Here is a 26,740-nt window from a genome sequence, read left to right as displayed (position 1 = left end):
TTTCATAATGTTTTAGATGAGAAAGAAAGAAAAAATCCAATCGCTATGTTAAACCAATACTTACGTGATAGTGAGCGTGAAGTAACAAAAATTGAAAAATTAATCGAGCGTCATAAAACATTAAAATCTAACTTTGCTCGTGAACTTGAGCAAGCTCGTTATTTCGTAAATAAGAGATCAAAACAAGCTATTATTGCACAAGAAGCTGGAGAGTTGCAACTACATGAACGTGCTTTAGAAGAAGTAGCATATTACGAAGGGCAAGTTGCTCGTCTAGAAGAAATGTATGCAGGTGTAGTAGAACAAATTGATGAGTTAGAACGCCGCCTTTCTGAAATGAAAAATAAGCTGAAAGAAATGAATGCAAAGCGCATGGAATTAATGGCTCGCGAAAATATGGCACATGCGAACCGCCGTATGAATACAGCTCTTCATAAAATGGATGAGAATAATCCGTTCTTACGTTTTGAAGAAATTGAAGATCATATTCGTAATTTAGAGCTTCGTATGAATGAAGATCATGAACGTGATACATTTGATATGAAAATTGCGAAACTTGAGCGTGAAATGAAAGAAAAAAATGAAGTATCTTTAGACAAAGAGGTAATAAAATAATTGTAGTACATTATAAAACGTGCTTATGATATAGTGATAGAAGAAAAGGTGTTGGTAAGCAATACCTTTTCTTCTATTGTATATGTAACAAGGAGGAGGGGAGCTGAAATGAAGAACCAATTTTCAAAATCACAACTAGTGGGGATGCTCCTCATCATATTTGGATTTGGTCTTTTTCTTGATATGGTTCTCGGGCATTTTGAACCAGGCGCTCTTATCTTTGCATTTATTATGATTATGTTCGGAAGACATTATCGGAAAAAGAATCGATATGTGAGAGGGAATGTATTTTTATTTGTCGGCGGAATTGTTTTTTTATTCTTCCTATTTTCATCAGCAGCATTCGTGCTCGTTGTAGTTGCTTGCTTAGCTTTTATCGGTTATCAGCTTATTCAAGGGCAGCAGAAACCGAAAACTATACAAGTAGAAATTAAGGAAAAAGGATATATAGACGAAGAAAAACAAATCTATCGCACAGAGCCGTACCTTAAGAATATAATGGTTGGTAACATTAGAATGATGGACCATATTTATGAACTAGAAGATATTAATGTCCAGTACGGAGTCGGTGATGTTGAAATTGATTTGACGACGGCAATGATTCCTGAAGGAGAAACAGTTATTGTTATTCGTGGTGTTATTGGTAATATTCGTTTGTATGTTCCATATGATATTGAACTATCTTTAAACCATTCTGTTATCATGGGTAGAGTGTTTCTTCCAGGACATGAAGAAACGGGTTTTAATCGAAATGTTACGTTTAAGACAGAGCAGTACAAAGAAGCTCCACGACGTATTAAAATTATTTCTTCGCTTGTCGTAGGCGATACGGAAGTGAGGAAAGTATAATGAAAAAGCAAGGAAATATTTCATGGATGTACATTCGTTATTCTATGTTATCTTCTGTCAGTATTGCACTTATTTGTACAGTTGTATATGTATGGAAGAGCGGACAAGGTGTATATGATTTATTATGGAAAGAGTCCATTGCTTCTGTTCCAATTGGCTTGTTAATTATAAGCACAAGTCTTCTTATGGGCGGAATTGTAGGGTATGCGATTGGCTATTATATGCAGCAACGTATCCAAGGTTTAAATACTTTCTTGTTTGAAGTAGAGCGTGGGAATTTCCCAAAGGATGTTTCATTTACTGCAGAAGATGAATTTCATGAAGTAGAGCGAAAAGTAATTGCGCTTGCCCGAAGATTAGAGGAACAGGCCGGGCTATTTCAAAAGGTAACGAATGAACGAGCTAATTGGAATGAAGAAATGAGACAAGAAGCGATTTCACAGGAAAGACATCGATTAGCAAGGGAACTGCATGATTCAGTGAGTCAGCAGCTTTTTGCAATGTCTATGATGATGTCAGCAATTAATGAACAGGTAGATCATATGCCAGAAACAACGAAAAAACAATTGCAACTTGTGGAAAATATGGTTGTGAATGCGCAATCGGAAATGAGAGCATTACTTCTGCATTTACGTCCTGTACAATTAGAAGGGAAAAAGTTAACAGAAGGTATAGAAGAATTGTTAACAGAGCTTTCTAGAAAACAACATATGAAGATAGAATGGTTGATTGAACCTATTCAATTGAAAAAGGGTGTCGAAGATCATTTATTCCGCATTGTACAGGAGGCTTTATCTAATACTTTACGACATGCAAAGGCAAAGAAAACAGAAGTGCGTCTTCGTCAAATTGATCAATATGCGATTTTGAAAATTATTGACGATGGTGTTGGATTTGAAGTAGGGGTTAATAAAGCGGGATCATACGGTCTAAGGTCTATTCAAGAACGGGTTCATGAAATTGGTGGAACATTGAAAGTACTTAGTTTTCCAAAGAAAGGTACACAAATTGAAGTGAAAGTACCAATTATGATAGAGAGAGGGGGAGAAGTATGATTAAAGTATTGCTTGTTGATGATCATGAGATGGTACGGATGGGTGTATCAGCATATTTATCAACGCAACCGGATATTGAGGTAGTTGGTGAAGCGGAAAATGGGAGAAAAGGTTCGGAACTAGCGTTAGAATTAAGACCCGATATTATTTTAATGGATCTTGTTATGGATGAAATGGATGGCGTTGAGGCAACACGTGCTATTATTCAAGAATGGCCTGAAGCGAAAATTGTAGTGGTAACGAGTTTTTTAGATGATGAAAAATTATATCCTGTCATTGAAGCCGGGGCAACAAGTTATTTATTAAAAACATCAAGAGCAAGTGATATTGCTGATGCAGTGCGAGCGACTTATGATGGGGAAACAGTACTTGAGCCGAAGGTTACTGGGAAAATGATGTCTCGTATGCGCCAAAAGAAAGAGCAACCGTTGTATGAAGATTTAACAGAAAGAGAGTTTGAAATCCTAATGTTAATTGCGGAAGGTAAAAGTAATCAGGAGATTGCAGATGAGCTATTTATTGCGCTCAAAACAGTGAAGACGCATGTAAGTAATATTTTAAATAAATTGAATGTAAGTGATCGTACACAGGCGGTAATTTATGCGTTCAGGCATCAATTAACGAAATAAGAGGAAACTTCCACTATGTATAATTTGTGCTATGGGTGGAAGTTTTTCTTTGTTGACGCACTATTTTGAAAGCGTTATCATTTAATTAGAGACAGTACATACAAGGGGGAGATAGTGTATATTAGTGCAAACGATATTTGAAATGGGGAAAAACGAAAAAGTTAGAGAAGTATGTAAATATGTTGCAAGCACTTCGTGAACAATATGAAGTTGATACAGATTGTATTGCGATCATTGAGGCTACAGAGGAATATTATCTATTTTTAGTTAAAAAAGAAGATTGCTATGATGTTGTAAAAGTAGAAACGGTGGATACCAACCTTGAATATTATACAAAAGTATATAAAGTAAGTAGTTTTAGTCATACTACTTACCAAATGTAAAAAAACTCCCGAAATGGGAGTTTTTTTAGGACGCTTTACGTTCAGAGGAATCTTCTATTAATGGTACAGGTTTCGCTCCCTGTAATTTTGCAATGACAAGACCGATCATTGCTCCAGCAAGTGCTGGTAAGAACCAGCCGATTCCTTCATTATATAGTGGAATAAATTCAAAGTAAGAAGTAATGGATGTAACAGGTACGTTTCCTTGTTTTAATCCATCAAATATACTTACGGCTGCAGCTCCAATTAAAGCACCGACGTAAACGGAGCGATAACCACCGAAATATTTATGGAGTAGCGATAAGAGTACAAGTACGATGGCAATTGGATATACAACAAGTAAAACGGGTACAGAAATCGCAATGATTTTTGTTAATCCTAAGTTTGCTACTAGAAGTCCTAATCCACAAATTATACTTGCTAAAGTTTTGTATGAAAATTTTGTAAATAAGGTTGAGAAATATTGGCTACATGCTGATACAAGCCCGACGCATGTTGTTAAACAAGCAAGTGTAACAATAACTGCTAATAAAGAAAGACCATAGGAGCCAAATAATTGTTGAACAATTACTGTAAGTAATTGCCCACCGTTTTTGGCGTATCCAAGTGAAACACTTGTTACACCTAACCAGCCAAGCGCTCCATATACGAGTACGAGCCCTATAGCTGCAATCAGTCCTGCTTTTGTAGTAGCGATTGCAATGGTTTTGCGATCCTTTACACCTTGTGAGCGAATGGAGTTCACAACGATAATCCCAAATGCGAGTGCTGAAATCGTATCCATTGTTAAATAACCTTCCATAAATCCTTTGAAAGTGGGAGAAGTTTGATACTCTTGCATTGCTGGACCTGATTCCCCAAGTGGTGTAAACACACTTTTTATAAATAAAAAGAAAATAGAAAGTAATAAGATAGGTGTTAATACATTTCCGATACGAGCTACTAATTTAGAAGGGTTCAAGCTAAGCCAATATACGATGGCAAAGAAAACAACAGTATAAGTAAATAATGCTAATCCGCTAGTGCGAATATCTGCTGGTAAAAAGGAACTTACACCCATCTCGTATGCAACGTTTGCAACACGTGGAATTCCCATAGATGGACCAATTGCGATATAGACCACAACGGTAAAGAAGATTCCGAATATTGGGTGAACATGGCTTGCAAGCTGCTGCATTCCGTTACCTGAAAGAGAGATTGCGATAACAGTTAATAGTGGTAATCCCACTCCGGTTAGTAAAAATCCAAACATGGCTGGCCAAAAGTGTTCACCTGCATTTTGTCCTAGCATTGGAGGGAAAATTAAATTACCTGCTCCAAAAAATAAAGAAAATAGCATAAGACCTGTGAAAAAAATATGTTTTTTTGATACAGTGTTCATTGTTTTTCCTCCTTTTATAAAATTCATTCGTAAGAACACAAAAAACTCGCCCCTAAAAAGGGACGAGTTATATTTACCCGCGATACCACCCTAGTTCATACATGTAGAAATATCTCTATATGTATACGGCTCTGCAACGTACAACATGATACGTGTTCCTTGTAACGGGGGACAGCCGGTAAGAACTTACTACATCGTTCGGTTCTACTTCTCGGAGATGATTTTCGGTTACGCACTGAACATTGGCTTTCAGCAAAATGCCAACTCTCTGGGGAACAGCCCTATAACGTACTCGTTCTCTTCAATGAATTTTGTTCAAGTATTCTGACAGTATTTTCACATGTTTTTTTCATAAAGTCAATAGATTTTTTGAATAAAATTTTGTGGGAATGTATCTATATGAGAAATAGAGCGAATATAATTTGCAAAAGATTCTTGGTCTGTCGGGCCTTGGGTACGATTTTTTCCCAATTTAAATGTCATAAATTTATCACCGCCATTTGCTAAAAAAGAATTGACGACAACAGAGTAGATTTGATCATTGCGTAATGGCGTTCCATCCTCTAAGAAAATGTTCTGGACGATGTTATTTTTCCAAGTATAGCGAATACCTGAGATTTGTAGCATACGAGTTTCATCTTTCCATTGCTCTTGCAAGACATTTCGGATTTCTTGCCCAGACAAATCCATTTTAATTAATGGATTACCGAACGGTTGTATGAGGAAAGTATCTTCCCAAGTAACTTTTCCTTTTTGCAAATTATGCCGGATACTTCCAGGGTTTACGAGGGAAATATCCGCTTGCATAGTTTGACGCTGAGCTATTGCAACGAGAGTTCCTAATTTAGATTCGCCGTGGGCATTTTGCTCTCTTGTTAATTCATATTCGGTTACTCCAAGTTGTTCATCTGCTTTAGCTTGAATTTTTAAGGCGTAAGAATCTATCCAGTTTTTTGTATGTAAATCTGGAGAAATTGCATGTTGATAGATTGGGACAATCGTTGCATCTTTTTTCGTAATATCTTTCGTTTTACGATTTAATGTAACAGAGACATTTGAAAGGGCTTTTCCATATGAATATGCTTGAACGAGTAGTTTTCCGTTTGTTTTTCCATTTATATAAGAGTGGCTATGTCCACCGAATAGAATGTCAACGTCATTATCTAACTGATTTGCTAAATCAGCTAAAGCGCCATGTGTGTTCCTACCTGTTGTATTGCCGCCAAGATGAGCGAGAATAACAAATGCATGAATACCTTTTTGTTGTAGTTGGTGTACATAGTGATTAATGGAAGAAGCTTCATCCAAAAAAAGGACAGAAGACATATTGGTATACATGGTTAGATATGGAGTATCTTTTGTGATAACACCAATGAAGGCAATCGGAATACCATCAATCCACTTAATTGTATAGGGAGGGAAGAGAGGTTGCTGTGTATTACGATCTAAAACATTTGCACATATATAGGGAAACGAACTACCTGAAAATGAATTTGTTTGTATGGTAGTTTCACCACTAATTAGTTCTGTCAGAGCGACCGGGCCTTTATCAAATTCATGGTTTCCTAATGTGCCAACATCAAATTGAAGATGATTTAAAAACTCCATTGTTGGCTGATCATGAAAAAGTGCTGAAATCGGAGGGCTCCCGCCAATCATATCTCCTGTATGAACAAGTAAGGTGTTAGGGTTCTTATCGCGGTAAGATTGAATATAAGCAGCTAGGTAATCGGCGCGTCCTACAGATTTACCATGCAGTGTTGAAGTGGTATTTAATTGACCGTGAAAATCATTAAGACCAAGAATTTGCACAGATACGTCGGTAGGTAGAGAAGGAGAGAATAGAGCGGAAAAAATCAGTTTGATAAGAAAAGGGAGTAATAGGAAATAGTTCATATTAACACTCCTCTATTAAACATATTTTATGTTTTGGATGTCTATTGGCTGATTGCGGGTTTATCTTACTATTCGTGGGAAGTTTCACTTTATTGTATGAGAAGTGGGGGAGAATCTTTTGTAAAAAGTAAGTAAAAGTATAGAGGAAAATGTAAAGTTTTTTGATAAATATGACATTTGTGGTGGGAAGGCAGGAGTTTTTTTTATCGATAGAGAATAATACTACAATCCACTTGCTGGAAAGAACAAACCAAAAAGAGGTGACGGAAATGCTTGCGATGGGTATATTGTTTGGAATTATAGTAATTTGTGGTTTCATATGGTTATATTATGCACGTTCGTTTAAACAAGCAGAAGTGTTACTCTTTCAAAAAGGCAGGTTGTTGGCAAGTCAATCTAGATATTTAGTGTGTTCAAAGTGTGGAAGTGCACAGGCCAGAAGTGGAGGATATCAAGAGTGTTGCAAAATTAGGTTATGAAAGAAGCCTCACAAAATTATGTGAGGCTTTCTTAAGATTTTGTGGCACTCCAAATGGTCCAGCGATCTTGTTCGATAATTGGAGCTATGTTGTGTAGTTCAGTATGAATATGATGTAGAAGGTGAGAAAGTTCATTATCCGTTAATTCGTATAAAATAGATCGACCTGTTCGTGGTGATAAATCTTGTAGTAATGCTTCAATAGAAGTATGGATTTTTCGAACTTCCCACATTGTTTGGAGGGGAAGGGGATGCATTCCGCTTTGTTTTATTAGTTGTTGTATGCGTATTGTTTTTGGTCTTCGTCTCTCCTCTATTTGAATGAGTTTTGGATAGACGGAGAAGAAATAACCACGAATATGTTCTAGGGTGCCGGGAATTGTACAATCTTCAATGGTGCGATCTTGAAGAATCAGTATTCCATTTTTCTTTAAGATACGTGAGGTTTCTTGTAAAAATGTTGGGATGTCTTGTAGATGATGAATAACAGCACGAGAAATTACAATGTCAAAAGTTGCATCAGCAAATGGCATATGGTGAGCATCGCCGTGAATGAATGAGATGTTTTGGAAAGAAGCACAATTCTCTCTAGCAGCTTGTAACATTTCTTTTGAAAAATCAAGGCCGACAATAGTATTGGCTCCCATAAGTGAAAGTTCTTTTGTATAAATACCACCGCCACAGCCAATATCGGCTATATTTTTGCCGCTTACATTAATTATACTTTGGATCATTTTACGCCAAGAAATATCTGTACTTCGCGCAGCATAGGTGTATTTATTATTAGAATCATGAAAATTAATAGGCATATGAAAACCTCCCTTCGTGTTTAGTATATCTCATTTCATCGTACATAACGTTTTTGTTTTAATTTCAAGAACAATAAGGTTTTCTTATTGTTCTAGATAGGAGGATTTGGAGTGAGTAGAACATATTTATTAATCCTATTCATTTTTTTATTAGCATCGTGTAGCCAAGTTGAACAAAAAAAAGAGAAAAAACAAGTAGAAGAGACGGTGAACTCTATGCAAGAACAAGAAAGTATACAAGTAACAATTATACAGAAAGGAAAGGTTGAAAAGGTTTTAAAACAAGAGGAAGCAAAAAAAGTAGTGAATATCATAAATAAGGCTGAAAAGCAACAAGTAACAGGGGATTTTGGAGAGCCAGAGTATGAAATTCAAATTGAGAACAATGGAAAGAAGAAAACGTATCGTGCATGGTTAAGAGGAGAAGATCGACGAGGTTGGCTACAAGATGAAAAAGGTATGTATATGCTTACCAAACCTGATACTGAACAACTCTTATCTATACTCCCGATAGCTCCGGAATCAACAAGTGATGGTGCAAAAGTGAATGTATTAACAGAGGTGACAAAAAAGGATTTGCAAATTACCGCTTTTCACATTAAAACAAATGAAAAGAACATAAATTATACGGTATTTTATACAATTTCGGATTCTTTATATAAAACATTGGAAAAAGAAGGAGAATACTATTTTCAATTAACTTTTCCTGCTAAAGTACAACAAGTGATTGGAAGTAAAACAAGTGAAATAATGAAAGGTGAGAAAGTGAAAGAGGGATATAAACAATACGAAGTAAGTATTGGTGTACCAATAGAGAACGCATCAGCTTCTCAAATAAAAGCATTAGAAGGTTACTATGATAATTATAATTTACAAGTATTAAATCATAAAAAAGAAACAGTAGGCACATTTCAAAATATTATTCAAATTGTAAAAGATTATGGTGAAAAAATGAATTTGCAAAGGTAGAGAAAAATTTTCCTAGGAAATGATAATAGAGTGAACCGAAATGGTTCACTCTATTATTTTGTTTTCGTAGATGGCTCATTTAGTGATTTTCGTGTAATAAGATAGGAAATCATAAGAGCAGAAAGAATAATAAAGATAATAAAGAGATGCTTTGGTAAGAAATCTAATAGTAACACATAGCCAACGGTATAAAAGATTAGTGCTGAAGCTAAAAAAGAAACTGCGCTAATCATGAAAGATTGTAATTTCATTTTTTCTACCTCCTTTCGTTATTAGTTTTGGCTAAAATTGGATGAAATAAACGTAGTTTCCAATAAAAGAAAAAAATATGGCATAATGGAGAAAAAAGAGGAAGGAGAGAGGTATGAAAAATAATAAAAAAGGATTATGGGGAATTGTAGCTGCAGTAGGAATATTTTTACTTTCTAAGTTAAAATGGGTATTTGCGATTTTTAAATTCGCAAAATTTTCAACAGTATTTAGTATGCTATTATCACTTGGAGCATATGCCACTATATATGGATGGAAATTTGGTGTAGCACTGATTTATCTGCTTTTTGTTCATGAAATGGGACATTTGTGGGCAGCGAAACGAAAAGGTATACCTACATCTCCAGCGATTTTCATTCCATTTATGGGTGCTCTTATTGGAATGAAGGAGATGCCAAAAAACGCCAAGGATGAAGCTTATATTGCTTATATGGGTCCTCTTTTTGGATTGCTGTCATTTTTACCAGCAATTCCGCTTTATATCATAACAGGGGAACCTTTTTGGGCTCTTGTTATTTTACTTGGAAGTATATTGAACTTTTTTAACCTAATTCCAGTTTCACCATTAGATGGGGGACGAATTATTTCTGCTGTAAGTACAAAAATTTGGATGTTAGGTCTAGCTATATTACTCGGCTATTCTATTTTCTTTAAGAGTATTATGGGTGGATTTATCTTTATAGTCGGTTGTATGGAATTATATAGGGTAATGAAGCGAAATAAACCAATTGAAGAATTAGGATATAAAGTAGATGTAATGAGAGCATACCTTGCAAAATTCCAAGAAGAATTCCAAGAAACAGAAGCGGTTCACCGAAAAATCTACATGATTCATCATGAAATGAATTTGCTAAGACAAAGAGAGAGGGAGAATCAATTAAAAACCGGAGAACGTCAAAAGATGGAAGTAATAGAATATATACTCAAAAAATTTGAACCACTTGACTATGTACCATATGAAGATGAAAAAGAGGAGCATACCATTCGTATAACAGAAGCTTTAGAAGTATCAGAGAGAAAAATGAACAAATGGGAAAAAGAGAAGCAACAACAAGAAGACTATTATAAAATTGATACAAAAACAAAATGGACAGTATTTGTTTGTTATATTGGTTTACTTGTGATACTGGGCTATACTGCTTATGAAGGATATATCATTTTACAAGAACACTTACCAAATCGAAATATGTAGAAAAAATGTGTCGAAATGGCAAGAAGTATTTACGGAGGAATTCTGCTTCTACAAGAGAATGTTACAGATATAACAATATATAGAAATAGATGTAATATTCATAGTAGAAAAGGAGTTTGGTGAATGAAGAAAATTGTAGGGATACTAGGAACGATTATTATAATGGGACTTGCAAGTTATAGTTTAATGAAAGTGTTTTTATACTATGCAAGTAAACCAGCGGGAATTTCTGCAATGCCATCGGTAGAAGATGCGAGGGAGAAGAAAAAAGTTTTAGAATTTATTCGTTCGACACATGAAAGTTATAACAACTTTTTAAATTATGGCAAGGCCGAAAGATATACAGCAGGAGATTGGGATCAACTCTTACAGTGGTTTCAACAACAGGAACCTGCTTTGAAAAGTGTACATACAGAAATAAAAAATGAGAAGATAAAACGAGATGTGAGACGAAGTTATGACATATTGAAAAAGGGTATAGAGAGCAAAAATATTGAATATGTTGTTTATGCACATCGTGTTTATCATGACTTGGATATCTTAGTAAATAAATATACAGGTGAAACAAATATATGGGGATATACAGAGTTTGGAGATGGAAAAGATGTACAAGTAATTGAACAAGCTCTGCAATCTCAGTCGTAAGCTAACCTATTTTGGTTAGCTTATTGTTTTTTGGGGAATATAGGAAAAGTGTATATGAAATGGGTGTACGTAATGAAGGGTAAATGGAAATCGTTCATACATTTTTCACAAAAGCACCATGCTTATAGTGATTAAAATCACAACCTTCCATCTTTGCTTCGTTTACAATAACAATATAAAAGGAAATAGAGGAGTGGGATATAATGTTAAGTGCAAAAACAATTGAAATTGTAAAATCAACAGTACCATTATTACAAGAAAAAGGTGTTGAAATTACAACACGATTTTATCAAATTATGTTTTCAGAGCACCCTGAACTATTAAATATTTTTAACCATACAAATCAGAAAATCGGCAGACAGCAACAGGCATTAGCAAGTGCAGTGTATGCAGCAGCAACGTATATTGATAATTTAGAAACTATTATTCCTGTTGTAAAACAAATTGGTCATAAACATAGAAGTTTAGGAATTAAAGCAGAGCACTATCCAATTGTAGGGAAATGCTTATTACAGGCGATTAAAGAGGTGGCAAATGCGCCGCAAGAAGTATTGGACGCTTGGGGAGAAGCATATGGTGTGATTGCTGATGCATTTATTAGTATTGAAGCGGAAATGTACGACGAAGCAGCGGAAAAAGAAGGCGGTTGGAAAGATTTCCGTAACTTTGTTGTAGTGAAAAAAGAGAAAGAAAGTGACGTAATTACATCGTTCTATTTAAAACCAGAAGATGGAAGGGAATTATCTTCATTTTTACCAGGTCAGTATGTAACGGTTCAAATAAATATAAATGGTGAAACGTATACACATAATCGTCAGTATAGTTTATCAGACGCACCTGAAAAAGATTACTATCGTATCAGTGTGAAACGAGAGACAGCTTCAGAGACACCGGATGGGAAGATATCTAATTATTTACACGATCATGTACAAGAAGGAGATATTTTACCGCTAAGTGCACCGGCAGGAGATTTTGTATTAAATATGGATTCAAACTTACCAGTTGTATTAATCAGTGGTGGCGTCGGTATTACACCAATGATGAGTATGTTAAATACATTAATTAAGCAAGATTCAAGTCGTAACGTATACTTTGTCCATGCAGCATTAAATAGTCATGTACATGCGATGAAAGCACATGTACAGCAAGTAGAGCGCGATTATGAACAAGTAGAAGCATACACTTGTTACTCTTCACCGACAGAACAAGATTTAGAAGCAAAAAACTTTGATAAAGAAGGTTTTGTTGATTTAGAGTGGTTACAATCTATTATTCCTACAAATGAAGCAGACTTTTACTTCTGTGGCCCAGTACCATTTATGAAGCATGTTAATAAGGCTTTAGTAGAATGGGAAGTTGCCCCTGAACACATTCATTATGAATTTTTCGGACCGGCAGCAAGCTTGGCATAAACAAATAAAAAACGAGGTGTTAGTTCACCTCGTTTTTTATTTGTTCTCTTAATAAGCGATTTACTGTTTCACGACGTATGCCGATAAGTTGACCAATTTCTGTTTGTGTTAATATTTCATAGATAGGGACTCCATCTAAATATAGTGAGAACCATTCTTGCAAACGATGGAGGCGCTCTTTTGGAGAAACAGTTGTTAATTGATCAATTCGCTGTTGCATCATACGTAATTTTGTTTGAAGCTGCATGGCGATATTAGCATATAACTCTGGGTTCTCTTGTAATTGTTCGTACCATACAGTTCCTGTAATAGGTTCAACCTCCGTTTTAATTAAAGCAATTGCTGTACCATGGTATTCTTTCGGTGAAATTAAAGAGTGGTGAGGAATTGTCTCACCAGGAACGATAATGTTAAATAAAAATGGTGTACCGTCTTCTTGTAATCGAATGACTTTTAATAGGCCTGTTTTAATAAAGTACAAAGGCCCTTCTTCACCTTGTCGAAATAATATATCCCCTTTATGTAGAATCAATGTTAGCACCTCATTTAAGTATTCCTATTTGTTCATTTTACCTGATATATGTGTGTTTGTATTAAATGTATTCATATTAAGGGCAGAAAAGCTTAGAAAACAGTAATTTTGTTGACGAAATGTATGCTATTACAGTAGTATACTATTTAGTGTGTAATAGTACTAGCAATGAATACGCTGTAGGGGGTTTAGTATATTGTTAGATGCGAAAATGACTGATATGAGAATTCCAGCTAATGCCGTCATACATGTGGAAGAGATGAAGGGTGGAGTCGTTCTATCAGTTGAAATAGATGGTCAAATTATTTATACAATGGCTTATGACGAAGAAACGGATAGTTACGCTGAATTGTATGATAGAAATGATAAACGAGCACGTCAAGTACATGAAGATTTTATGGGGTGGTCACTCCTTCACTAAAAAGATGTCAATATGACATCTTTTTTTGTTGAATCGATAGAATATACAATAAAATGCAATAAATAGATACAATTTGTAATAATTGCTTCGGCATTGTTAGCAGTTTGTAACAGCAAATCCTCTGTTTTTTCGTTATCATAAGGGTAATAGTCGCAGCTATAGGGGTGATCAACTTGGATAAGTTACGAATTTCAAATATGATGTTGTTAAGTGTGTGTACGGTATTAGGTTTAATTTTAGGAATGTTTTTATATTCATGTGTATGAAAAAACGCATTCCAAAAAGAACGCGTTATAGGAAAGAGCTAATGATTAGTCTAGTTCCAAGGATCATTAATGTAATACGTAATAAGTTAATAATTGCATTACCACTTAATTTTGTATTAATATAAGCTCCGATTTTCCCACCAATCCAAGCGCCTGGAATAAGAACTAATGCATAAACCCAGCTAACATTGCCAAGAGAGATATGAGTCAAAGAACTTACAATCGCTGATAGAAAGACAATAAACATGGAAGTTGCAACAGCGATTTGTGCGGGAAATGCAAAAAGAAGCATCATTGCTGGAACGAGCAATGCACCGCCACCAATCCCAAATAATCCAGATATGAAACCAACTACAAATGCGATAATAATTGAAAGAAACGGTGGGAACTGATAATGAACAGTATTACCTTCAGCATCTGTAAAAGATCGTTTAATCACAGTTGCATTTGAGAGGGAAAGAGGTTTCAATTTATCACGTAACATGAGAAGGATAGATACAAAAATAAGAAAAATCCCAAAGTATAAAGAGAAAGAATCTTGATTTAAAAATTTGTTTGCCCACGATCCAATAATTCCTCCAGGACCGCTCCCTATAAATAAAATAAGTCCACTTTTATAATCTACTCGCTTATGTTTCATATAAGTAAGAGTAGAGGAGAGACCGGTGAAAACTACGGTCACAATTGATGTTCCAACTGCGAGTTGTGGTGATAGACTATGTAGTCCGATCAGTAAAGGTACGATGATAATTCCTCCACCAAGTCCTACTAGACTTCCGACTGTTCCTGCGATTAATCCAATGAAAAGTAACATGATGTATTCCAAAATTGCCAACTCCTCTGTATAACTAATACAACATTCATTATACACACTTTTTGAAAAGAAATAAGATTGTTCACAAAAAAGTCGCCTTCCTAGAAAAATAAGGAAGGCGACTTTTGATTAAAGTATTAAATGTAATAGGTAATAGAATAGAGCAGCTAATGAAGCTGAAATTGGAAGTGTAATCACCCATGTAATTAACATGCGCTTTGCAGTTCCCCATTTTACACCTTTTACACGATGTGAAGCACCCACCCCTAAAATAGAAGAAGAGATAACGTGCGTTGTACTAACTGGTAAATGAATAAATGTTGCTCCGAAAATTACAAGAGATGATGATAAATCAGCAGCTACACCGTTTACAGGACGAATTTTCATAATTTGTCCACCGACAGTTTTAATAATTTTCCACCCACCGACGGAAGTACCAAGACCCATTGCGATTGCACAAGATAATTGTACCCAAAACGGGATATCGCTAGAAGTATGATAGTTATTTGCCATAAGAGCCATCGTAATAATTCCCATTGCTTTTTGTGCATCATTCGTACCGTGCGTATAAGCTTGTAATGCAGCGGTGAAAATCTGGAATATACGGAAGTTCTTGTTCGTTTTCGTTAAGTTAAAGTTTTTAAAGACCACTTTAAAAATACTATATACGATGAAACCAATAACAAAAGCGATAATGGGTGAAATGATTAAAGCTTCAAGAATTTTTATGAACCCTTTAAAATTTAACGAGCTAAAACCAGCAGCAGCAACTGCTGCACCTGCGATTGAGCCAATGATTGCATGCGAAGAACTACTTGGAATACCATAGTACCAAGTGATTAAATTCCAAGCTATTGCCGCAAGCAAAGCAGCTAAAATTACAACAGAACCATTTGGTAAGGCAAATGGGTCAACGATATCTTTTGTTATCGTTTTTGCTACGCCTGTAAATGTCATTGCACCTAAAAAGTTCATAATAGCTGCCATGATAATTGCATGTCTAGGCTTTAGAGCTTTCGTTGAAACAGCCGTTGCAATAGCATTTGCTGTATCGTGAAATCCATTGATAAAGTCAAACGCTAAAGCGCAAATGACTACTAAAACAGTCAGTATTAAGAGTGTATCCATGATCAAACTCCTTACGCGTTCTTCATAATAATTGTTTCTAATACGTTTGCAACGCTTTGACAGCTATCAGCAACTTCTTCTAGCTCTTCGTAAATTTCTTTGTACTGGATGATCTTAATTGGATCCTGTTCACGAGAGAATAAGTGCTTAATCGCATGACGACGAATATCATCACACTGTGACTCATAATCCTTAATTTTTATTGCATTTGTACGAATATCTACTAATTTTTTATTCGACATCAGTTCAACGGAATTTGCAATTTCAATCGCACATTGATTAATTGCTTCTACAAATTTAATCATGTATTCATCTGCCTCTGTAATAGAATACATTTCGAATAAACCTGCACTGTGATCTAATCCGTCTAGTACATCATCCATGCTCATTGCAAGTTGCAGGATGTCTTCACGTTCAATAGGAGTAATAAATGCTTTATTTAGCTCCATAATGATTTCGTGAATAAATGTGTCACCTTTTGACTCATATTCTTTCATGCGCATAGAAAATTCTTTTAAATCGCTAGCATTTTTAATTTTATACTCCACGAAAAATTGCGCGCCTTCTTTTAAATTTTCAGAAACATTCATTAACATTTCAGAAAATTTATCTTTTTTAGATTTAAAAACCATTATTGTTACCCCCACTAAAAGTAATATATGTATTGGCTAGTCAATTCTAACAAAAAACTGTCGTTTTTTAAAACATTTTATCGAAAAGTTTACAAAAACTTAACATAACTTACATTGATGTATTAATAATATTAATAATCAATAATGAATATCTTACTTGTAGAATGTCCTTTTCTTGCAAAAAGTATGAATGTGAAAGAAATCCTTTACACTTGACGAACTATTGCGTTATTATAATAAATTTAAAAGGAGGGTATTTCTTCCTTTTTCTAGCGAAAGTGTAAACATAATGAAGGAAGTGAACAAATGAAATTGAACAACACTCATTTCAAGAAAACGCTTGAGTGGTTCAACAAGAGGAAGAAACTGCGCAATACATTATTGATATTTGGTGGTTTTTTCGTTACTTTATTTATCGCAGTAAATATAATCATCTCCATTCAAGACATATCTGCATTAAAACAAGCTGTTCCGCAGCCAACAATTATTTATGATGCAAATAAAGAAGTGGCAGCAAAGCTGTCTTCTTCAAAAACAGAGGGAATTAAAAGAAAAGATATTCCTGATATTATGGTGCAAGCGATTGTAGCAGTAGAGGACAAAGAGTTTTTTAGTCATCATGGTATCGACTATAGTGGGATTATGAGCGCTATATTTAAAAATATTACAGCAGGAGAAGTAGTTGCTGGTGGCAGTACAATTACACAACAGCTTGCGAAAAATGTATTTTTAACACAAGAACGTACTTTCTCACGTAAATTTAAAGAGTATTTTCTTACTAAAAAGATAGAGCGCACGTATACAAAAGATGAAATTATTGAAATGTATATGAATCAAATTTATTTTGGTGAAGGAGCTTGGGGGATAAAAAAAGCAGCAAAATCATACTTCGATAAAGACGTAAAAGATTTAACTATAGCAGAAGCAGCGACGCTAGCAGGATTAATTAAGGCACCTTCAACTTATTCGCCATATAAAAACTTTAATAAATCAATTGAAAGACGGAATGTTGTTTTAGCCTTAATGAAAGAGCAAGGGTATATTACAGAAAATCAATACAAAAAAGAAAAAGAAACAGGACTTGTCTTGCGACGAGGCGTTGATGATAAATACAAAGGGAAATATTCACAATATGTCGATTATATTGTCCGAGAGGCAATGGAGAAATATGACTTGACACAAAATGAAATTTTAGCTGGTGGATATCGCATTTATACAGAGCTCGATCCGAAAAAGCAACAAGCGGTAGAAGATGTTGTGAACAATGATAGCTACTTTAAAGGAAGCAGTTCCGATCAGTTGCTGCAAACAGGTATCGTGCTCATGGATCCGAAAACTGGTGGTGTACCTGCATTAGTCGGCGGAAGAGGGACGTATCAATTCCTCCAATTTAATCATGCAACGCAGCTGAAAAGACAACCAGGTTCAACATTAAAACCTCTTGCTGTATATGTACCAGCACTAGAGCAAGGTTATGAAGTGTATGATGTTTTAAAAGATGAGCCACTTAGTATAAAGGATTATACACCTCAAAATAGTGATCATGCTTTTCATGGGGATGTTACGATGTATGAAGCAGTTGCAAAATCGTATAACGTCTCAGCTGTTTGGTTATTAGAACAAATTGGATTAGAAACAGGTTTGAATTCACTAGAACGTTTCGGTATTCCAATTCAAGAGGAGGACCATTCTCTTCCTATCGCTTTAGGGGGCATGCATAATGGAACCTCTCCATTTGTAATGGCCCAAGCTTATGCAACATTTGCCAATGATGGCGTACAAGTTGAAGGACATGCAATTCGTGAAATACAGAATACTGAGGGAGAAATAGTAGGGAAATGGCATAAAAAAGAGACCCGTGTAACGAGTGAGAAAATTGCTCAAAAAATGACATATTTATTAAAGGGCGTTGTTGAAAAGGGAACAGGCGAAAAAGCAAAAGTGAAAAATATTGATACTGCGGGTAAAACAGGAACAACTCAGCTAGTGGATGGTCCAAGCAGCGGAGCGAAAGACTCGTGGTTTGTTGGTTATACTCCGGATCTTGTTGGTGCAATTTGGGTAGGATATGATAAAACCGATAGTGAACACTATGTTCCAGGTGGTAGTCAGATTACAACGACAATGTTTCGAGATATTATGCAAAAGGCTACCGAAAATTCTACCCAAAAAGCATTTCAGTTGTCACTTATCTCAGAGGCAGATTATTCGAAACAATTAAAGACAATTGAAGCAGAAAAAAGAAGAAAAGAAGAAGAGAAGAAACGTCAAGAAGAAGAAAAACTAAGAAAAGAACAACAGACAGAGTGGATTGATAAAGTAAAAGAGTGGATTCCGTTTTGGTAAAAATAAATAGTATTGAATGGTGATAAGGCCACTGAAAAGCGTAAGTTTTTCAGTGGCCTTGCGTTTTTATAAAATAAAAATGTATCCCGTATTGATGAGCGGTAACATCCTCACCGTAAGATCCATTGGGAAGCGAGAATGGTGGGTGAGGGCTAATAATCAAGCGAATAAAAAAACTCAACGAATAAAGTTTCACTTTATTCGTTGAGTTGAATGATTGCGTTAGAGTGAGATTTTGAATCGTAAATAATAGAAATTGTTCCTTTACTGAATGGCTCGTAAGGTAGGTCTTCTTCGTATTTTCCCGTATTTTCATTGTGGATCGATAATAGGATCTCATCAATTTTCTCGTTTTTATATGTTTCTTTAATTTCCTTTGCAATCTGATTCAAATCCTGGTGAGAAGAAGCTGCTGTAATCATCATTCCTTTAATAACTCTTTTTTCTTTAGAAGAGGAAGCGGATAGGGGGATTGTATGTGGTTGTATAGATAGAAGCGTATAAGGGACTGTAGTATTATTTTCTGCTGCTTTTGATGTAGTAGTGTATTCTAAAGTCAAAAAGAGCCCAGAACACAAAATGATGCATGACATAAGAGCGAACCAAAAGCGTATTGACAATAAGACTTTCATTTTCATCCCTCTTTCATATCATTGTCTTCGTTATTTATCATACAAAACCAGCATTAAGCTAGAGTAAATTTGAAGTAAAGAAACGTAAAGAATGAGATTAAGTATTTCACATATAGACAGATTGAAAAAACGAGATACAACCTTTCATTTTAGGTGGGAGAGAGTATACGTCCATACATAGAAGCGGCCAATTACTCATGCTATTTGAAACTAAAAGGAGAAAACGAGTGGGAATCTCTTTTTATCCCTTATTAACGAGCAATAAGACCCCCACTGATTAAAGTTTCACTTTATTTTCATAGTCATGACTTATATGTCAAAAAAATAGATAACCGCTATTTATTTTTTACTGTGTATATGAAGTGGATATTGTTTTTACAGGTGGAGTGATTATATTAATTCGGTAAAAAATGAAAGGATTGAAGAGAAAGGTCATCTAATGAAGTTTTGTAGTGTTCCTATGAAAGAGGAAAAGGAATACCGGTTAGGGGAAAACATGAATGAAGAAATTTGGACGTGTGCTGAAAAATTTATAACATGTATATTTTGAATATTTTCATTTAGTTATATCAGTGGGGAGGAAGCCCCACTGATTATTTAGAAAATGCTATAAGCTAGTCCCTATTTGTGCTAATGGGATGGAGATGATAAAAGTTGTACCATTTTCATTACTAGAAACTTTTAAAGTGCCATTGTGATTTTGAATGATTTTTTTTGTTACCGATAATCCGAGTCCAGTTCCTGCATCTTTTGTAGAGAAGAAAGGATCAAATATATATTCCTGGATTGCTGGCGGAATACCGATTCCATTGTCTTGGAAAGTAATACGAGCAAAATTATCTAGGCGATGACTAGTGATTTGAATAGATAAAGGTTTATCACTTTTTGCATCCACAGCGTTTTGAAATAAGTTTAAGAAAACTTGAACGAGCTCATGTCGATCGATATTTACTAGTATGTCATCTAACTCGGAGGATAAATGATATTCAATCGAAATGTTATGTAAAAACACTTCACTAGCTAGAAGTTGTTGGATGTATTCACACAAAAAGGTATTGATGGGAAATGGCTCTCTTTTAAATTCATGTGCTTTTGAAATAGATAAAAATTTCGTAATGATACTATTGGCACGATCTAGTTCAGGAATGAGTAGATTTTGAAAAAGCTCTTTATTAGAAGGTGAAACACCTTCTTGTAAGAACTGTAAATAACCACGTACGGTTGTAAGAGGATTACGAACTTCGTGTGCGATTCCAGCTGCAATTCGACCAGCTAATGCAAGTTTTTCAGCATCTCGTTCAGTATTTAAATAATGAAAGACACTAATTACACGGAAAATTTCTCCATTATAGTCACGAATAATTCGGTTATTAGAAATACCATAGTTTGTATCTAATACTTCTTCGTTATAGGTTTCTTTTCCGCTTCTTAATGTTTCTAAAGCTTTAATTTTTTCTTCGGGTAAGTTTAATAATCTTTGAATTGGTTGGCCAACGATATCGTTCCGTGATATTCCGAAGTCATCTGCTGCGGATTGATTACATAATGTGATTATGCCTTTATTGTCAATAAAGGTGACATGGTGTGAAAATGCATCGAAAATATGAACAAAGTTCTTTTCAAGTTGTTCAAATAGAAATAAAGAATCGCAAGTGAGTACAAAGCTTGATTCTATTTCTGCCTTTGTTATACGATTGATGGAATGAGATGTCCCTTTTTTATGTAATTGTAAACCTAGTTGTGAGTTTTCGTATGTAAAATGATGCGGTAATTGATTCACCAACTGTTCATAAAACTGTACTTTTCTCTCTAATTCCTTTATTTGCTTTTCATGAGATAAAGTAGTATCCTCTTGAATCATAAATAAATAACTCCTCAATTTAAAAATTCTTCCATTTAGTATACCATATTTTATAAAGGTACTCTTGAAGAAAGTTGAAACTTTGTTAGGTATTTCTTTTCGTTCATTTAGGTGTGTATTGATTAATAGAAATAGGATAAGGAGGGGGAAAAGGTGATTTCGATTGGATTAACAGGATGGGGAGATCATGATTCTTTATATACAAATTCCTATGAAAATAGAAATAAATTACGAACATATAGTGAGTATTTCCCGATTGTTGAAGTAGATAGTTCATTTTATGCGATGCAACCAGTTCGAAATTATGTGAAATGGGCTGGGAAAACGCCAAAAGATTTTTCGTTTGTTGTGAAAGCATATCAAGGGATGACGGGACATATGCAAGGCGAGATTCCATTTTCAAATGTTGAAGAGATGTTTGAAACATTTAAACAATCGATTGTGCCGCTTCAAGAAGCGCAGAAATTAAAGACGATATTATTTCAATACCCACCATGGTTTGATTGTCAGAAGAAAAATGTGGATTTACTTCGTTATACAAAAGAAAAGATGGAAGGATTACCGTGTGCCATCGAGTTCCGGAATCAAACGTGGTTTCATCCTAATATGTATGAGAAAACATTACAATTTTTAGAACGGGAAGAATGGATTCATACGATTTGTGATGAACCACAAGCTGGCATTGGATCTGTTCCACTTGTATTAGAAGCAACGCATTCTGAAATGGCCTTAATTCGTTTTCATGGTCGAAATGTTCACGGGTGGCTTGATAAAGGAGAAAATTGGCGAGCTGTGCGCTGTTTGTATCGTTATAATAGAAAAGAGTTAGAGGAATGGGTAGAAAGGCTACAAATATTGCGAAAAAAGACAAAGAATATATATGTGTTATTTAACAATAATTCAGGCGGAGATGCTGCTGATAATGCAAAACAGCTTATGACGATGATGCATATTACATATGGTGAACCAAAACCGGAGCAACTCAATTTATTTGAATAAACGTAACAAGAAAAAACACTGTACAAACAGGGGGAATGTACAGTGTTTTTCTATAGGAAAAAGAGGGGTAACAATGTTACTGAGCGTTTGGTTGATTCATCAATTGTTGGCTTCGTAATAAATGATAATGGTTATCATTATCATTGTCAATACTTTTCTTGAGTTTTTTTGGAGAAAATTTAAAGTTTACAAAAAATTAATTTAATAATATAATGAAAACGTTTATTTGATAATAGTTATCAATGTTAATTAAGGGAGCGGGAATGAATGAAAAAGCCATGGAAAGTAATGACGACAGTTGCTGTTGTTTCTTCACTATTACTATCAGTCGGGTGTGCCGGGAAAAAAGAGGAAACGTCAAAAGATAAAAATACATATCGTGTGCCGGTGACTGATTATTCGTTTGATACAGCAGCAAATATGTTTGCGTATACAGAATTTGAATTGTCTGGGGAGCCGTTAGCGGAAGGGTTAGGATTAGATTTAGATTTATTGGACGCACAAAAACGAAATAAACCAACGAAATTTGATTATATAGCCGGAATTGAATCATATGAGTATTCAGAAGAAGCAATGTACGAGGTTGTTGAAAAATCAGGTCTTGGACTGCATTTACTTCATGCACCAATTGTACAAAAAATGACCAAAGAGGCAAATAAAGATGTTCCTGCTTGGCTAGAGGATAGATTTTATACATTGGCAGATAGTGTAGGATATCCGCGTCAAGAAATATTTGCAAATATGTATCCGACATTTATGGAATATGCTGGCGGTGATCCGCACTATACAAAAAAGGTGGACACGTCTGTCTATGCAGAAAATGATGATAAAACATATGTACCAGCGTACCAAATGGATTTTAAAACATTACGCTGGGATCGTGCAAAGATGAATAAAATACTAACACCAGCAGCATACGGTTCAGCATTTTTAAAACAAACATTGTGGGCTGGAGACTTTTTAGGTGGTTTCCATACATTAGATAAAGATGAAGAGTTAGAAGCAACATCAAGTACACAAGACCAGGATGCAAATGTTCGTCTTGGGAAAAGTAGTGCAGATGGAATGCAAGGAGTAATCCTCACAGAAGAAATTTGGAATAAGCTTGCATACATTCGTGACGGACTATTTTATGATGCGAATGCAAAACAATTAACGAGTGGAATGGGAAGTAAATATAATCCAGATAACGGTCTTGTTTATTTACCACATGAGATTAAAGTAAATGAAGAAGAGAATGGTGGAATTGCAAAAGCTGGTGGTTTAGAAGTGAAAGACGCGCGTAGTATGCTTCGCGATCAGTGGATGATGTTATGGCCAGCAGCAGAGTTTTTTGGGATGACGGATCAACGTCCTGATAATAAAAGTGTAAATCCAGCTTTCCAAGCAGCATTTGATGGTGCACCATTTGCCAAAGCGACACCAGAAAATACAGATCTTGATGCGGTCAATGATGTAAAAGCCGATGATCCATATTCTTTAAATCGCGATGTAATGCTCCATGTATTTAAAAATATTGAAGCGATGCACTATAATAAAGAAACAGGAGCATTTGTTACAGAGCACAGCGGAACAGAGCAAGGAAAACGAATCGATACATTTGATGCAAGTTATATGGTAGAAGCACTTCGTATGTTCCAACGTGCAATTGATGGTATGCCAGTAGGATATGCAAGTGGTGCAGAGGCACAAGGTTTACAAACAGACGAAGGAAAACGTGCGCTTACTATGATTAAGACACAAGCAGACTTCTTATTGAAAAATATGAAAACAAAAGATGGTTTCATGGCAAATGGCTATACAATCGGTAAAGGTGCAGATGAAGAACCAGTAACATTAGAAGCACAGTTGGGCGCAATTCGTGGGTTAACAGCGGCCTTTTTAGCGACGAAAGATGAAACGTATCGTGAGGAAGCTCGTAAACTATATGATTTAGTTGATCGTAAAATGTGGAATGAAGAAGCACATGCATATGAAACGAAAAAAGGTGAAATGAAATATACACCGTATACGGCTGGTAGTGTATCAGCAGCTTTGCGTGTTGCACTTCAAAATTTAAGTAACACAGATGCAGATAAAACGAAATATGACTCATTAGAACAAAAAGTAATTACTTCTCGTTATGTTGATTTTTATGAGCAAGTAATCAATGGACCATCTTTAAAAGAAGGAATGCAAACAAGTGAGTTTTGGGATACTGGTGATGTTTATAGAAAAGGGAATCTTGGAAATGTCGATAAGGATAATGTGCCACAAATTCAAGCAGGACATGGTAAAAACGGTATTGCTCCGGTTCTTGTAAATGTTGAAGTGAAAAAAGAAAAGTAAATTTATGATAGTATTAAGACCGAACAAGTGCAGAAGCTTGTTCGGTTTTTGTGAAGTAAGGGTATGGTAAAATGAGATACTCATTGACGAGTATTGTATGAAATATTTTTCAGGTCAATATCTATCCATTTGATTGTGAATTATTAGGTATACAAGAGGACGAGGAATATTGTTTAAAGAGGGCTAAAGAAAGAAGGGTTAGATGATGAAGCGCTTGTTTATGGCGGTTGTGTTACTCCTATGTATTGGTGTGTTTGTTAGTTGCGAAATGAAAACGTCAGGAAAAGAAGTTAAGCGTACTGACGCTGTTCATAGCAATAATATTATAGCGAGTAAAGATGGTAAATGGATTTATACAGCAAATATTGATGTGAATACAGTAACTGTTACAGATGCAAAAAGTAGAAAAGTAGTGTCAGAGATTCCAGTTGGAAAAGAGCCGAGGCAATTAACGATAAGTCCGGATGAAAAGGTATTATATGTTTCTTGTATGTATGATAATAAGATAGATGTTATATCGTTAGAAAAGAAAAAAGTGATTGATCGAATTGGAACAGGAATAGAGCCTTTTGGTATTGTCACAAATCCAGATGGGACAAAATTGTACGTATCGAATTTCCGTTCAGGGAATGTATCAGTTATTGATATTGAAAAGAAAAAAACAATCCAAAAGATTGAAATTGGTGACCGCCCACGGACGTTAGCGATGACAAAAGACGGAAAAAAATTGTATGTGCCACATTATTTAGAGGGGAAAATTAGTGTTGTAGATACAGAGAGTAATAAAGTAAAGAAGGTAATTACGCTTGCTGCTTCTCCAGATAAAGAAGATCGTAAAAAGAGTCAAGGAATTCCAAATACATTAGAGCAATTTGTAATTGCACCAGATGGTAAGACAGCGTGGGTACCACATATGCTGACGAATACAGATACACCAATTCATTTTGAAGAAACTGTGTTTCCAGCGGTTTCAATTATTGATTTAGAAAAAGACGAGGAAATTACAAAACAACGTAAGCAATTATTTGAAGCGATGAATGTGAAAGATACAAAAAATGAAACAATGATTGTGTCTAATCCATATGATGTAGTCTTTAATGAAAAAGGGACGAAGGCATTTGTTGTTATGTCAGGTAGTGAAGATCTAGTTATGTTTGATTTAACTCGTGGTGGCAATGCGACACAAATTGTAAGACGTATTCCAGGAAGTAATCCAAGGGGGATTATTTTACTCCCGAAAGAAAATATGTTGGCTGTTCATAATGCGATGAGTCATGATATGGCATTTTTACAAACAGGTGGCGATGATTCATATGCAAAGGTTAAAGCTGATAAGAATACAGTTAAATTAATCGAGAAAGATTCTTTATCAAAATTAGTACGTGAAGGAAAAGAGATTTTTTATAGTGGAAATAGCGATAAATATGCAACAACAATTACCGGCAACAACTGGATGAGTTGTGTGACATGTCATAGTGATGGGGAAATTAATGGGTTATCATTAATGACACCAAAGGGAAAACGAAATGTACCAAGTAACGTCTTAACTACTAAAACGGGTCTATTCATGTGGGATGGATCACGGGATGATTTTACAGATTATATTCATACTGTACAAGGTGAAATGGGTGGGATGATGGAATTGGATCCAGGAAAAGAGATTCCAAAAGATGTTCAGCATATGTATGATGCGCTGTTGGCGTTTTTGGATGACCCTAATTCATTCCCAGTACCAGAGAGCCCGTATCGTCAAGCTGATGGCTCATTAACTTCTATGGCCAAAGATGGAGAGCAATTGTTTAAAGGAAAGGCAAACTGTTTAACATGCCATGGCGGAGAGAATGTAACGAATAGTACAAAAGCTGTAGATGAAAATGGAAAATTGACAACGAACAATACCAATTTCCTTTATAATATTGGAACTGCAAATGAAACGGATACAGGCTATGATGGTGACGCACGCGGTGCTTTCCAAAATAAGCGGCAGAAAGGCTTTTTTGATCCTCCAACACTTCGAGGTGTGTGGGCGACAGCGCCATATTTACATGATGGTAGTGCGAAAACAATTGAGGAAGCCGTAGATAAACATCAATATGAAGAAAAGCCACAGTTATCTAAGCAGGAAGTTCGTGCGATTGCAGAGTATGTAAAAGCGATTCAATAGGAAAAGAACAGCTTATGAAGTGACCCCTAAAAGT

Annotated in this window: 24 protein-coding genes, 1 pseudogene and 1 other annotated feature; of the genes and pseudogenes, 15 read left to right on the top strand and 10 right to left on the bottom strand. The window is 35.4% G+C overall.

Annotation, left to right across the window (positions count from 1 at the left end; genetic code table 11):
- The 5 genes and pseudogenes from CN373_RS16465 to CN373_RS16445 all read left to right on the top strand — a co-directional run.
- Positions 1–615: PspA/IM30 family protein (locus tag CN373_RS16465; protein ID WP_098359739.1), on the top strand; the 615-nt coding region annotated here is incomplete at its 5' end.
- A gap of 108 nt (positions 616–723) precedes the next feature.
- Entirely contained in the window at positions 724–1,464 is a 741-nt protein-coding gene (liaF, locus tag CN373_RS16460) for a cell wall-active antibiotics response protein LiaF (RefSeq protein WP_000795735.1), read from the top strand.
- A complete protein-coding gene (locus CN373_RS16455) occupies positions 1,464–2,519 on the top strand; it encodes a sensor histidine kinase (RefSeq protein ID WP_000743895.1) in 1,056 nt (351 codons plus the stop codon). Before liaF ends, CN373_RS16455 begins: the two co-directional genes overlap by 1 nt.
- Positions 2,516–3,148 (top strand): response regulator, encoded by a 633-nt coding sequence (locus tag CN373_RS16450; protein WP_000598705.1) that lies wholly within the window; start codon positions 2,516–2,518, stop codon positions 3,146–3,148. The genes CN373_RS16455 and CN373_RS16450 overlap by 4 nt, the downstream gene beginning before the upstream one ends.
- Positions 3,149–3,290: 142 nt before the next feature.
- Positions 3,291–3,531: pseudogene (locus CN373_RS16445) on the top strand (DUF3992 domain-containing protein).
- A gap of 25 nt (positions 3,532–3,556) precedes the next feature.
- On the opposite strand, the gene brnQ3 reads toward CN373_RS16445, so the two are convergent.
- Positions 3,557–4,912, bottom strand: a complete 1,356-nt coding sequence (gene brnQ3 / locus CN373_RS16440) for a branched-chain amino acid transport system II carrier protein BrnQ3 (RefSeq protein ID WP_098359738.1) — start codon at positions 4,910–4,912, stop codon at positions 3,557–3,559.
- Positions 4,913–4,967: 55 nt separating this feature from the next.
- Positions 4,968–5,226: a binding site (T-box leader), on the bottom strand.
- A gap of 43 nt (positions 5,227–5,269) precedes the next feature.
- Positions 5,270–6,808, bottom strand: coding sequence for a bifunctional metallophosphatase/5'-nucleotidase (locus CN373_RS16435; protein WP_098359737.1), 1,539 nt, complete (start codon positions 6,806–6,808; stop codon positions 5,270–5,272).
- Positions 6,809–7,077: 269 nt separating this feature from the next.
- Here CN373_RS16435 and CN373_RS16430 point away from each other — a divergent pair, with 269 nt between their 5' ends.
- The gene (locus CN373_RS16430; RefSeq protein ID WP_000880619.1) at positions 7,078–7,287 is read left to right on the top strand and encodes a hypothetical protein; all 210 of its coding nucleotides are present in this window, start codon (positions 7,078–7,080) and stop codon (positions 7,285–7,287) included.
- Positions 7,288–7,318: 31 nt separating this feature from the next.
- Here the strand turns inward: CN373_RS16430 and CN373_RS16425 are convergent, their stop codons facing one another.
- The gene (locus tag CN373_RS16425; protein WP_001122128.1) at positions 7,319–8,095 is read right to left on the bottom strand and encodes a class I SAM-dependent methyltransferase; all 777 of its coding nucleotides are present in this window, start codon (positions 8,093–8,095) and stop codon (positions 7,319–7,321) included.
- A gap of 111 nt (positions 8,096–8,206) precedes the next feature.
- Here CN373_RS16425 and CN373_RS16420 point away from each other — a divergent pair, with 111 nt between their 5' ends.
- Positions 8,207–9,064, top strand: coding sequence for a hypothetical protein (locus tag CN373_RS16420; protein WP_000091875.1), 858 nt, complete (start codon positions 8,207–8,209; stop codon positions 9,062–9,064).
- A 53-nt stretch (positions 9,065–9,117) separates the two neighbouring features.
- Here the strand turns inward: CN373_RS16420 and CN373_RS16415 are convergent, their stop codons facing one another.
- The gene (locus tag CN373_RS16415) at positions 9,118–9,315 is read right to left on the bottom strand and encodes a hypothetical protein (RefSeq protein WP_000776281.1); all 198 of its coding nucleotides are present in this window, start codon (positions 9,313–9,315) and stop codon (positions 9,118–9,120) included.
- 113 nt (positions 9,316–9,428) lie between these two features.
- On the opposite strand from CN373_RS16415, the gene CN373_RS16410 reads away from it, so the two are divergent.
- The 3 genes from CN373_RS16410 (at position 9,429) to hmpA (ending at position 12,583) form a co-directional block, all read left to right on the top strand.
- A complete protein-coding gene (locus CN373_RS16410; RefSeq protein WP_000794511.1) occupies positions 9,429–10,526 on the top strand; it encodes a site-2 protease family protein in 1,098 nt (365 codons plus the stop codon).
- Between the two features lie 123 nt (positions 10,527–10,649).
- Complete coding sequence (locus CN373_RS16405) at positions 10,650–11,171, top strand: hypothetical protein (RefSeq protein ID WP_000724872.1); 522 nt, start codon at positions 10,650–10,652, stop codon at positions 11,169–11,171.
- A gap of 203 nt (positions 11,172–11,374) precedes the next feature.
- Entirely contained in the window at positions 11,375–12,583 is a 1,209-nt protein-coding gene (gene hmpA / locus CN373_RS16400; RefSeq protein ID WP_000947345.1) for an NO-inducible flavohemoprotein, read from the top strand.
- A 19-nt stretch (positions 12,584–12,602) separates the two neighbouring features.
- Here hmpA and CN373_RS16395 read toward each other — a convergent pair whose 3' ends face one another.
- Positions 12,603–13,115 carry a Crp/Fnr family transcriptional regulator gene (locus tag CN373_RS16395; protein ID WP_098359736.1) on the bottom strand — a complete coding sequence of 171 codons (513 nt, stop codon included), beginning with the start codon at positions 13,113–13,115 and terminating at the stop codon, positions 12,603–12,605.
- A gap of 196 nt (positions 13,116–13,311) precedes the next feature.
- On the opposite strand from CN373_RS16395, the gene CN373_RS16390 reads away from it, so the two are divergent.
- The gene (locus CN373_RS16390) at positions 13,312–13,536 is read left to right on the top strand and encodes a hypothetical protein (protein WP_000882912.1); all 225 of its coding nucleotides are present in this window, start codon (positions 13,312–13,314) and stop codon (positions 13,534–13,536) included.
- Positions 13,537–13,827: 291 nt separating this feature from the next.
- Here the strand turns inward: CN373_RS16390 and CN373_RS16380 are convergent, their stop codons facing one another.
- From CN373_RS16380 to CN373_RS16370, 3 genes are all read right to left on the bottom strand, one after another.
- Positions 13,828–14,628, bottom strand: a complete 801-nt coding sequence (locus CN373_RS16380; RefSeq protein WP_000455749.1) for a sulfite exporter TauE/SafE family protein — start codon at positions 14,626–14,628, stop codon at positions 13,828–13,830.
- Between the two features lie 117 nt (positions 14,629–14,745).
- Positions 14,746–15,744, bottom strand: coding sequence for an inorganic phosphate transporter (locus CN373_RS16375; protein WP_000380269.1), 999 nt, complete (start codon positions 15,742–15,744; stop codon positions 14,746–14,748).
- Between the two features lie 11 nt (positions 15,745–15,755).
- A complete protein-coding gene (locus tag CN373_RS16370) occupies positions 15,756–16,376 on the bottom strand; it encodes a DUF47 domain-containing protein (RefSeq protein ID WP_000231453.1) in 621 nt (206 codons plus the stop codon).
- Positions 16,377–16,682: 306 nt separating this feature from the next.
- Here CN373_RS16370 and CN373_RS16365 point away from each other — a divergent pair, with 306 nt between their 5' ends.
- Positions 16,683–18,722, top strand: a complete 2,040-nt coding sequence (locus tag CN373_RS16365) for a transglycosylase domain-containing protein (RefSeq protein ID WP_098359735.1) — start codon at positions 16,683–16,685, stop codon at positions 18,720–18,722.
- Positions 18,723–18,919: 197 nt separating this feature from the next.
- Here the strand turns inward: CN373_RS16365 and CN373_RS16360 are convergent, their stop codons facing one another.
- Both CN373_RS16360 and CN373_RS16355 read right to left on the bottom strand, forming a co-directional pair.
- Complete coding sequence (locus CN373_RS16360) at positions 18,920–19,354, bottom strand: hypothetical protein (RefSeq protein WP_000866327.1); 435 nt, start codon at positions 19,352–19,354, stop codon at positions 18,920–18,922.
- 607 nt (positions 19,355–19,961) lie between these two features.
- Positions 19,962–21,215, bottom strand: a complete 1,254-nt coding sequence (locus tag CN373_RS16355) for an ATP-binding protein (protein ID WP_000613884.1) — start codon at positions 21,213–21,215, stop codon at positions 19,962–19,964.
- Positions 21,216–21,368: 153 nt separating this feature from the next.
- Here CN373_RS16355 and CN373_RS16350 point away from each other — a divergent pair, with 153 nt between their 5' ends.
- The 3 genes from CN373_RS16350 to CN373_RS16340 all read left to right on the top strand — a co-directional run bounded on the left by CN373_RS16350 (position 21,369) and on the right by CN373_RS16340 (position 26,706).
- Positions 21,369–22,214 carry a DUF72 domain-containing protein gene (locus CN373_RS16350; RefSeq protein ID WP_000623436.1) on the top strand — a complete coding sequence of 282 codons (846 nt, stop codon included), beginning with the start codon at positions 21,369–21,371 and terminating at the stop codon, positions 22,212–22,214.
- 267 nt (positions 22,215–22,481) lie between these two features.
- A complete protein-coding gene (locus CN373_RS16345) occupies positions 22,482–24,542 on the top strand; it encodes a hypothetical protein (RefSeq protein ID WP_000743447.1) in 2,061 nt (686 codons plus the stop codon).
- 202 nt (positions 24,543–24,744) lie between these two features.
- Complete coding sequence (locus CN373_RS16340) at positions 24,745–26,706, top strand: beta-propeller fold lactonase family protein (RefSeq protein WP_002056230.1); 1,962 nt, start codon at positions 24,745–24,747, stop codon at positions 26,704–26,706.
- Positions 26,707–26,740 lie beyond the last annotated feature (34 nt).

This window comes from Bacillus cereus (genome assembly GCF_002561295.1).
GTDB classification, from domain to species: domain Bacteria; phylum Bacillota; class Bacilli; order Bacillales; family Bacillaceae_G; genus Bacillus_A; species Bacillus_A cereus_S.
The sequence above is the reverse complement of the archived record's forward strand: the minus strand, read 5'-3'. Positions and strand labels throughout refer to the sequence as shown.

What these genes read in the sequence shown, in the direction of transcription:
- liaF (WP_000795735.1), top strand. Translation starts at nt 724, where the DNA reads ATGAAGAACCAATTTTCAAAATCACAACTAGTGGGGATGCTCCTCATC.
- CN373_RS16455 (WP_000743895.1), top strand. Translation starts at nt 1,464, where the DNA reads ATGAAAAAGCAAGGAAATATTTCATGGATGTACATTCGTTATTCTATG.
- CN373_RS16450 (WP_000598705.1), top strand. Translation starts at nt 2,516, where the DNA reads ATGATTAAAGTATTGCTTGTTGATGATCATGAGATGGTACGGATGGGT.
- brnQ3 (WP_098359738.1), bottom strand. Translation starts at nt 4,912, where the DNA reads ATGAACACTGTATCAAAAAAACATATTTTTTTCACAGGTCTTATGCTA.
- CN373_RS16435 (WP_098359737.1), bottom strand. Translation starts at nt 6,808, where the DNA reads ATGAACTATTTCCTATTACTCCCTTTTCTTATCAAACTGATTTTTTCC.
- CN373_RS16430 (WP_000880619.1), top strand. Translation starts at nt 7,078, where the DNA reads ATGCTTGCGATGGGTATATTGTTTGGAATTATAGTAATTTGTGGTTTC.
- CN373_RS16425 (WP_001122128.1), bottom strand. Translation starts at nt 8,095, where the DNA reads ATGCCTATTAATTTTCATGATTCTAATAATAAATACACCTATGCTGCG.
- CN373_RS16415 (WP_000776281.1), bottom strand. Translation starts at nt 9,315, where the DNA reads ATGAAATTACAATCTTTCATGATTAGCGCAGTTTCTTTTTTAGCTTCA.
- CN373_RS16410 (WP_000794511.1), top strand. Translation starts at nt 9,429, where the DNA reads ATGAAAAATAATAAAAAAGGATTATGGGGAATTGTAGCTGCAGTAGGA.
- CN373_RS16405 (WP_000724872.1), top strand. Translation starts at nt 10,650, where the DNA reads ATGAAGAAAATTGTAGGGATACTAGGAACGATTATTATAATGGGACTT.
- hmpA (WP_000947345.1), top strand. Translation starts at nt 11,375, where the DNA reads ATGTTAAGTGCAAAAACAATTGAAATTGTAAAATCAACAGTACCATTA.
- CN373_RS16375 (WP_000380269.1), bottom strand. Translation starts at nt 15,744, where the DNA reads ATGGATACACTCTTAATACTGACTGTTTTAGTAGTCATTTGCGCTTTA.
- CN373_RS16370 (WP_000231453.1), bottom strand. Translation starts at nt 16,376, where the DNA reads ATGGTTTTTAAATCTAAAAAAGATAAATTTTCTGAAATGTTAATGAAT.
- CN373_RS16365 (WP_098359735.1), top strand. Translation starts at nt 16,683, where the DNA reads ATGAAATTGAACAACACTCATTTCAAGAAAACGCTTGAGTGGTTCAAC.
- CN373_RS16360 (WP_000866327.1), bottom strand. Translation starts at nt 19,354, where the DNA reads ATGAAAGTCTTATTGTCAATACGCTTTTGGTTCGCTCTTATGTCATGC.
- CN373_RS16355 (WP_000613884.1), bottom strand. Translation starts at nt 21,215, where the DNA reads ATGATTCAAGAGGATACTACTTTATCTCATGAAAAGCAAATAAAGGAA.
- CN373_RS16345 (WP_000743447.1), top strand. Translation starts at nt 22,482, where the DNA reads ATGAAAAAGCCATGGAAAGTAATGACGACAGTTGCTGTTGTTTCTTCA.
- CN373_RS16340 (WP_002056230.1), top strand. Translation starts at nt 24,745, where the DNA reads ATGATGAAGCGCTTGTTTATGGCGGTTGTGTTACTCCTATGTATTGGT.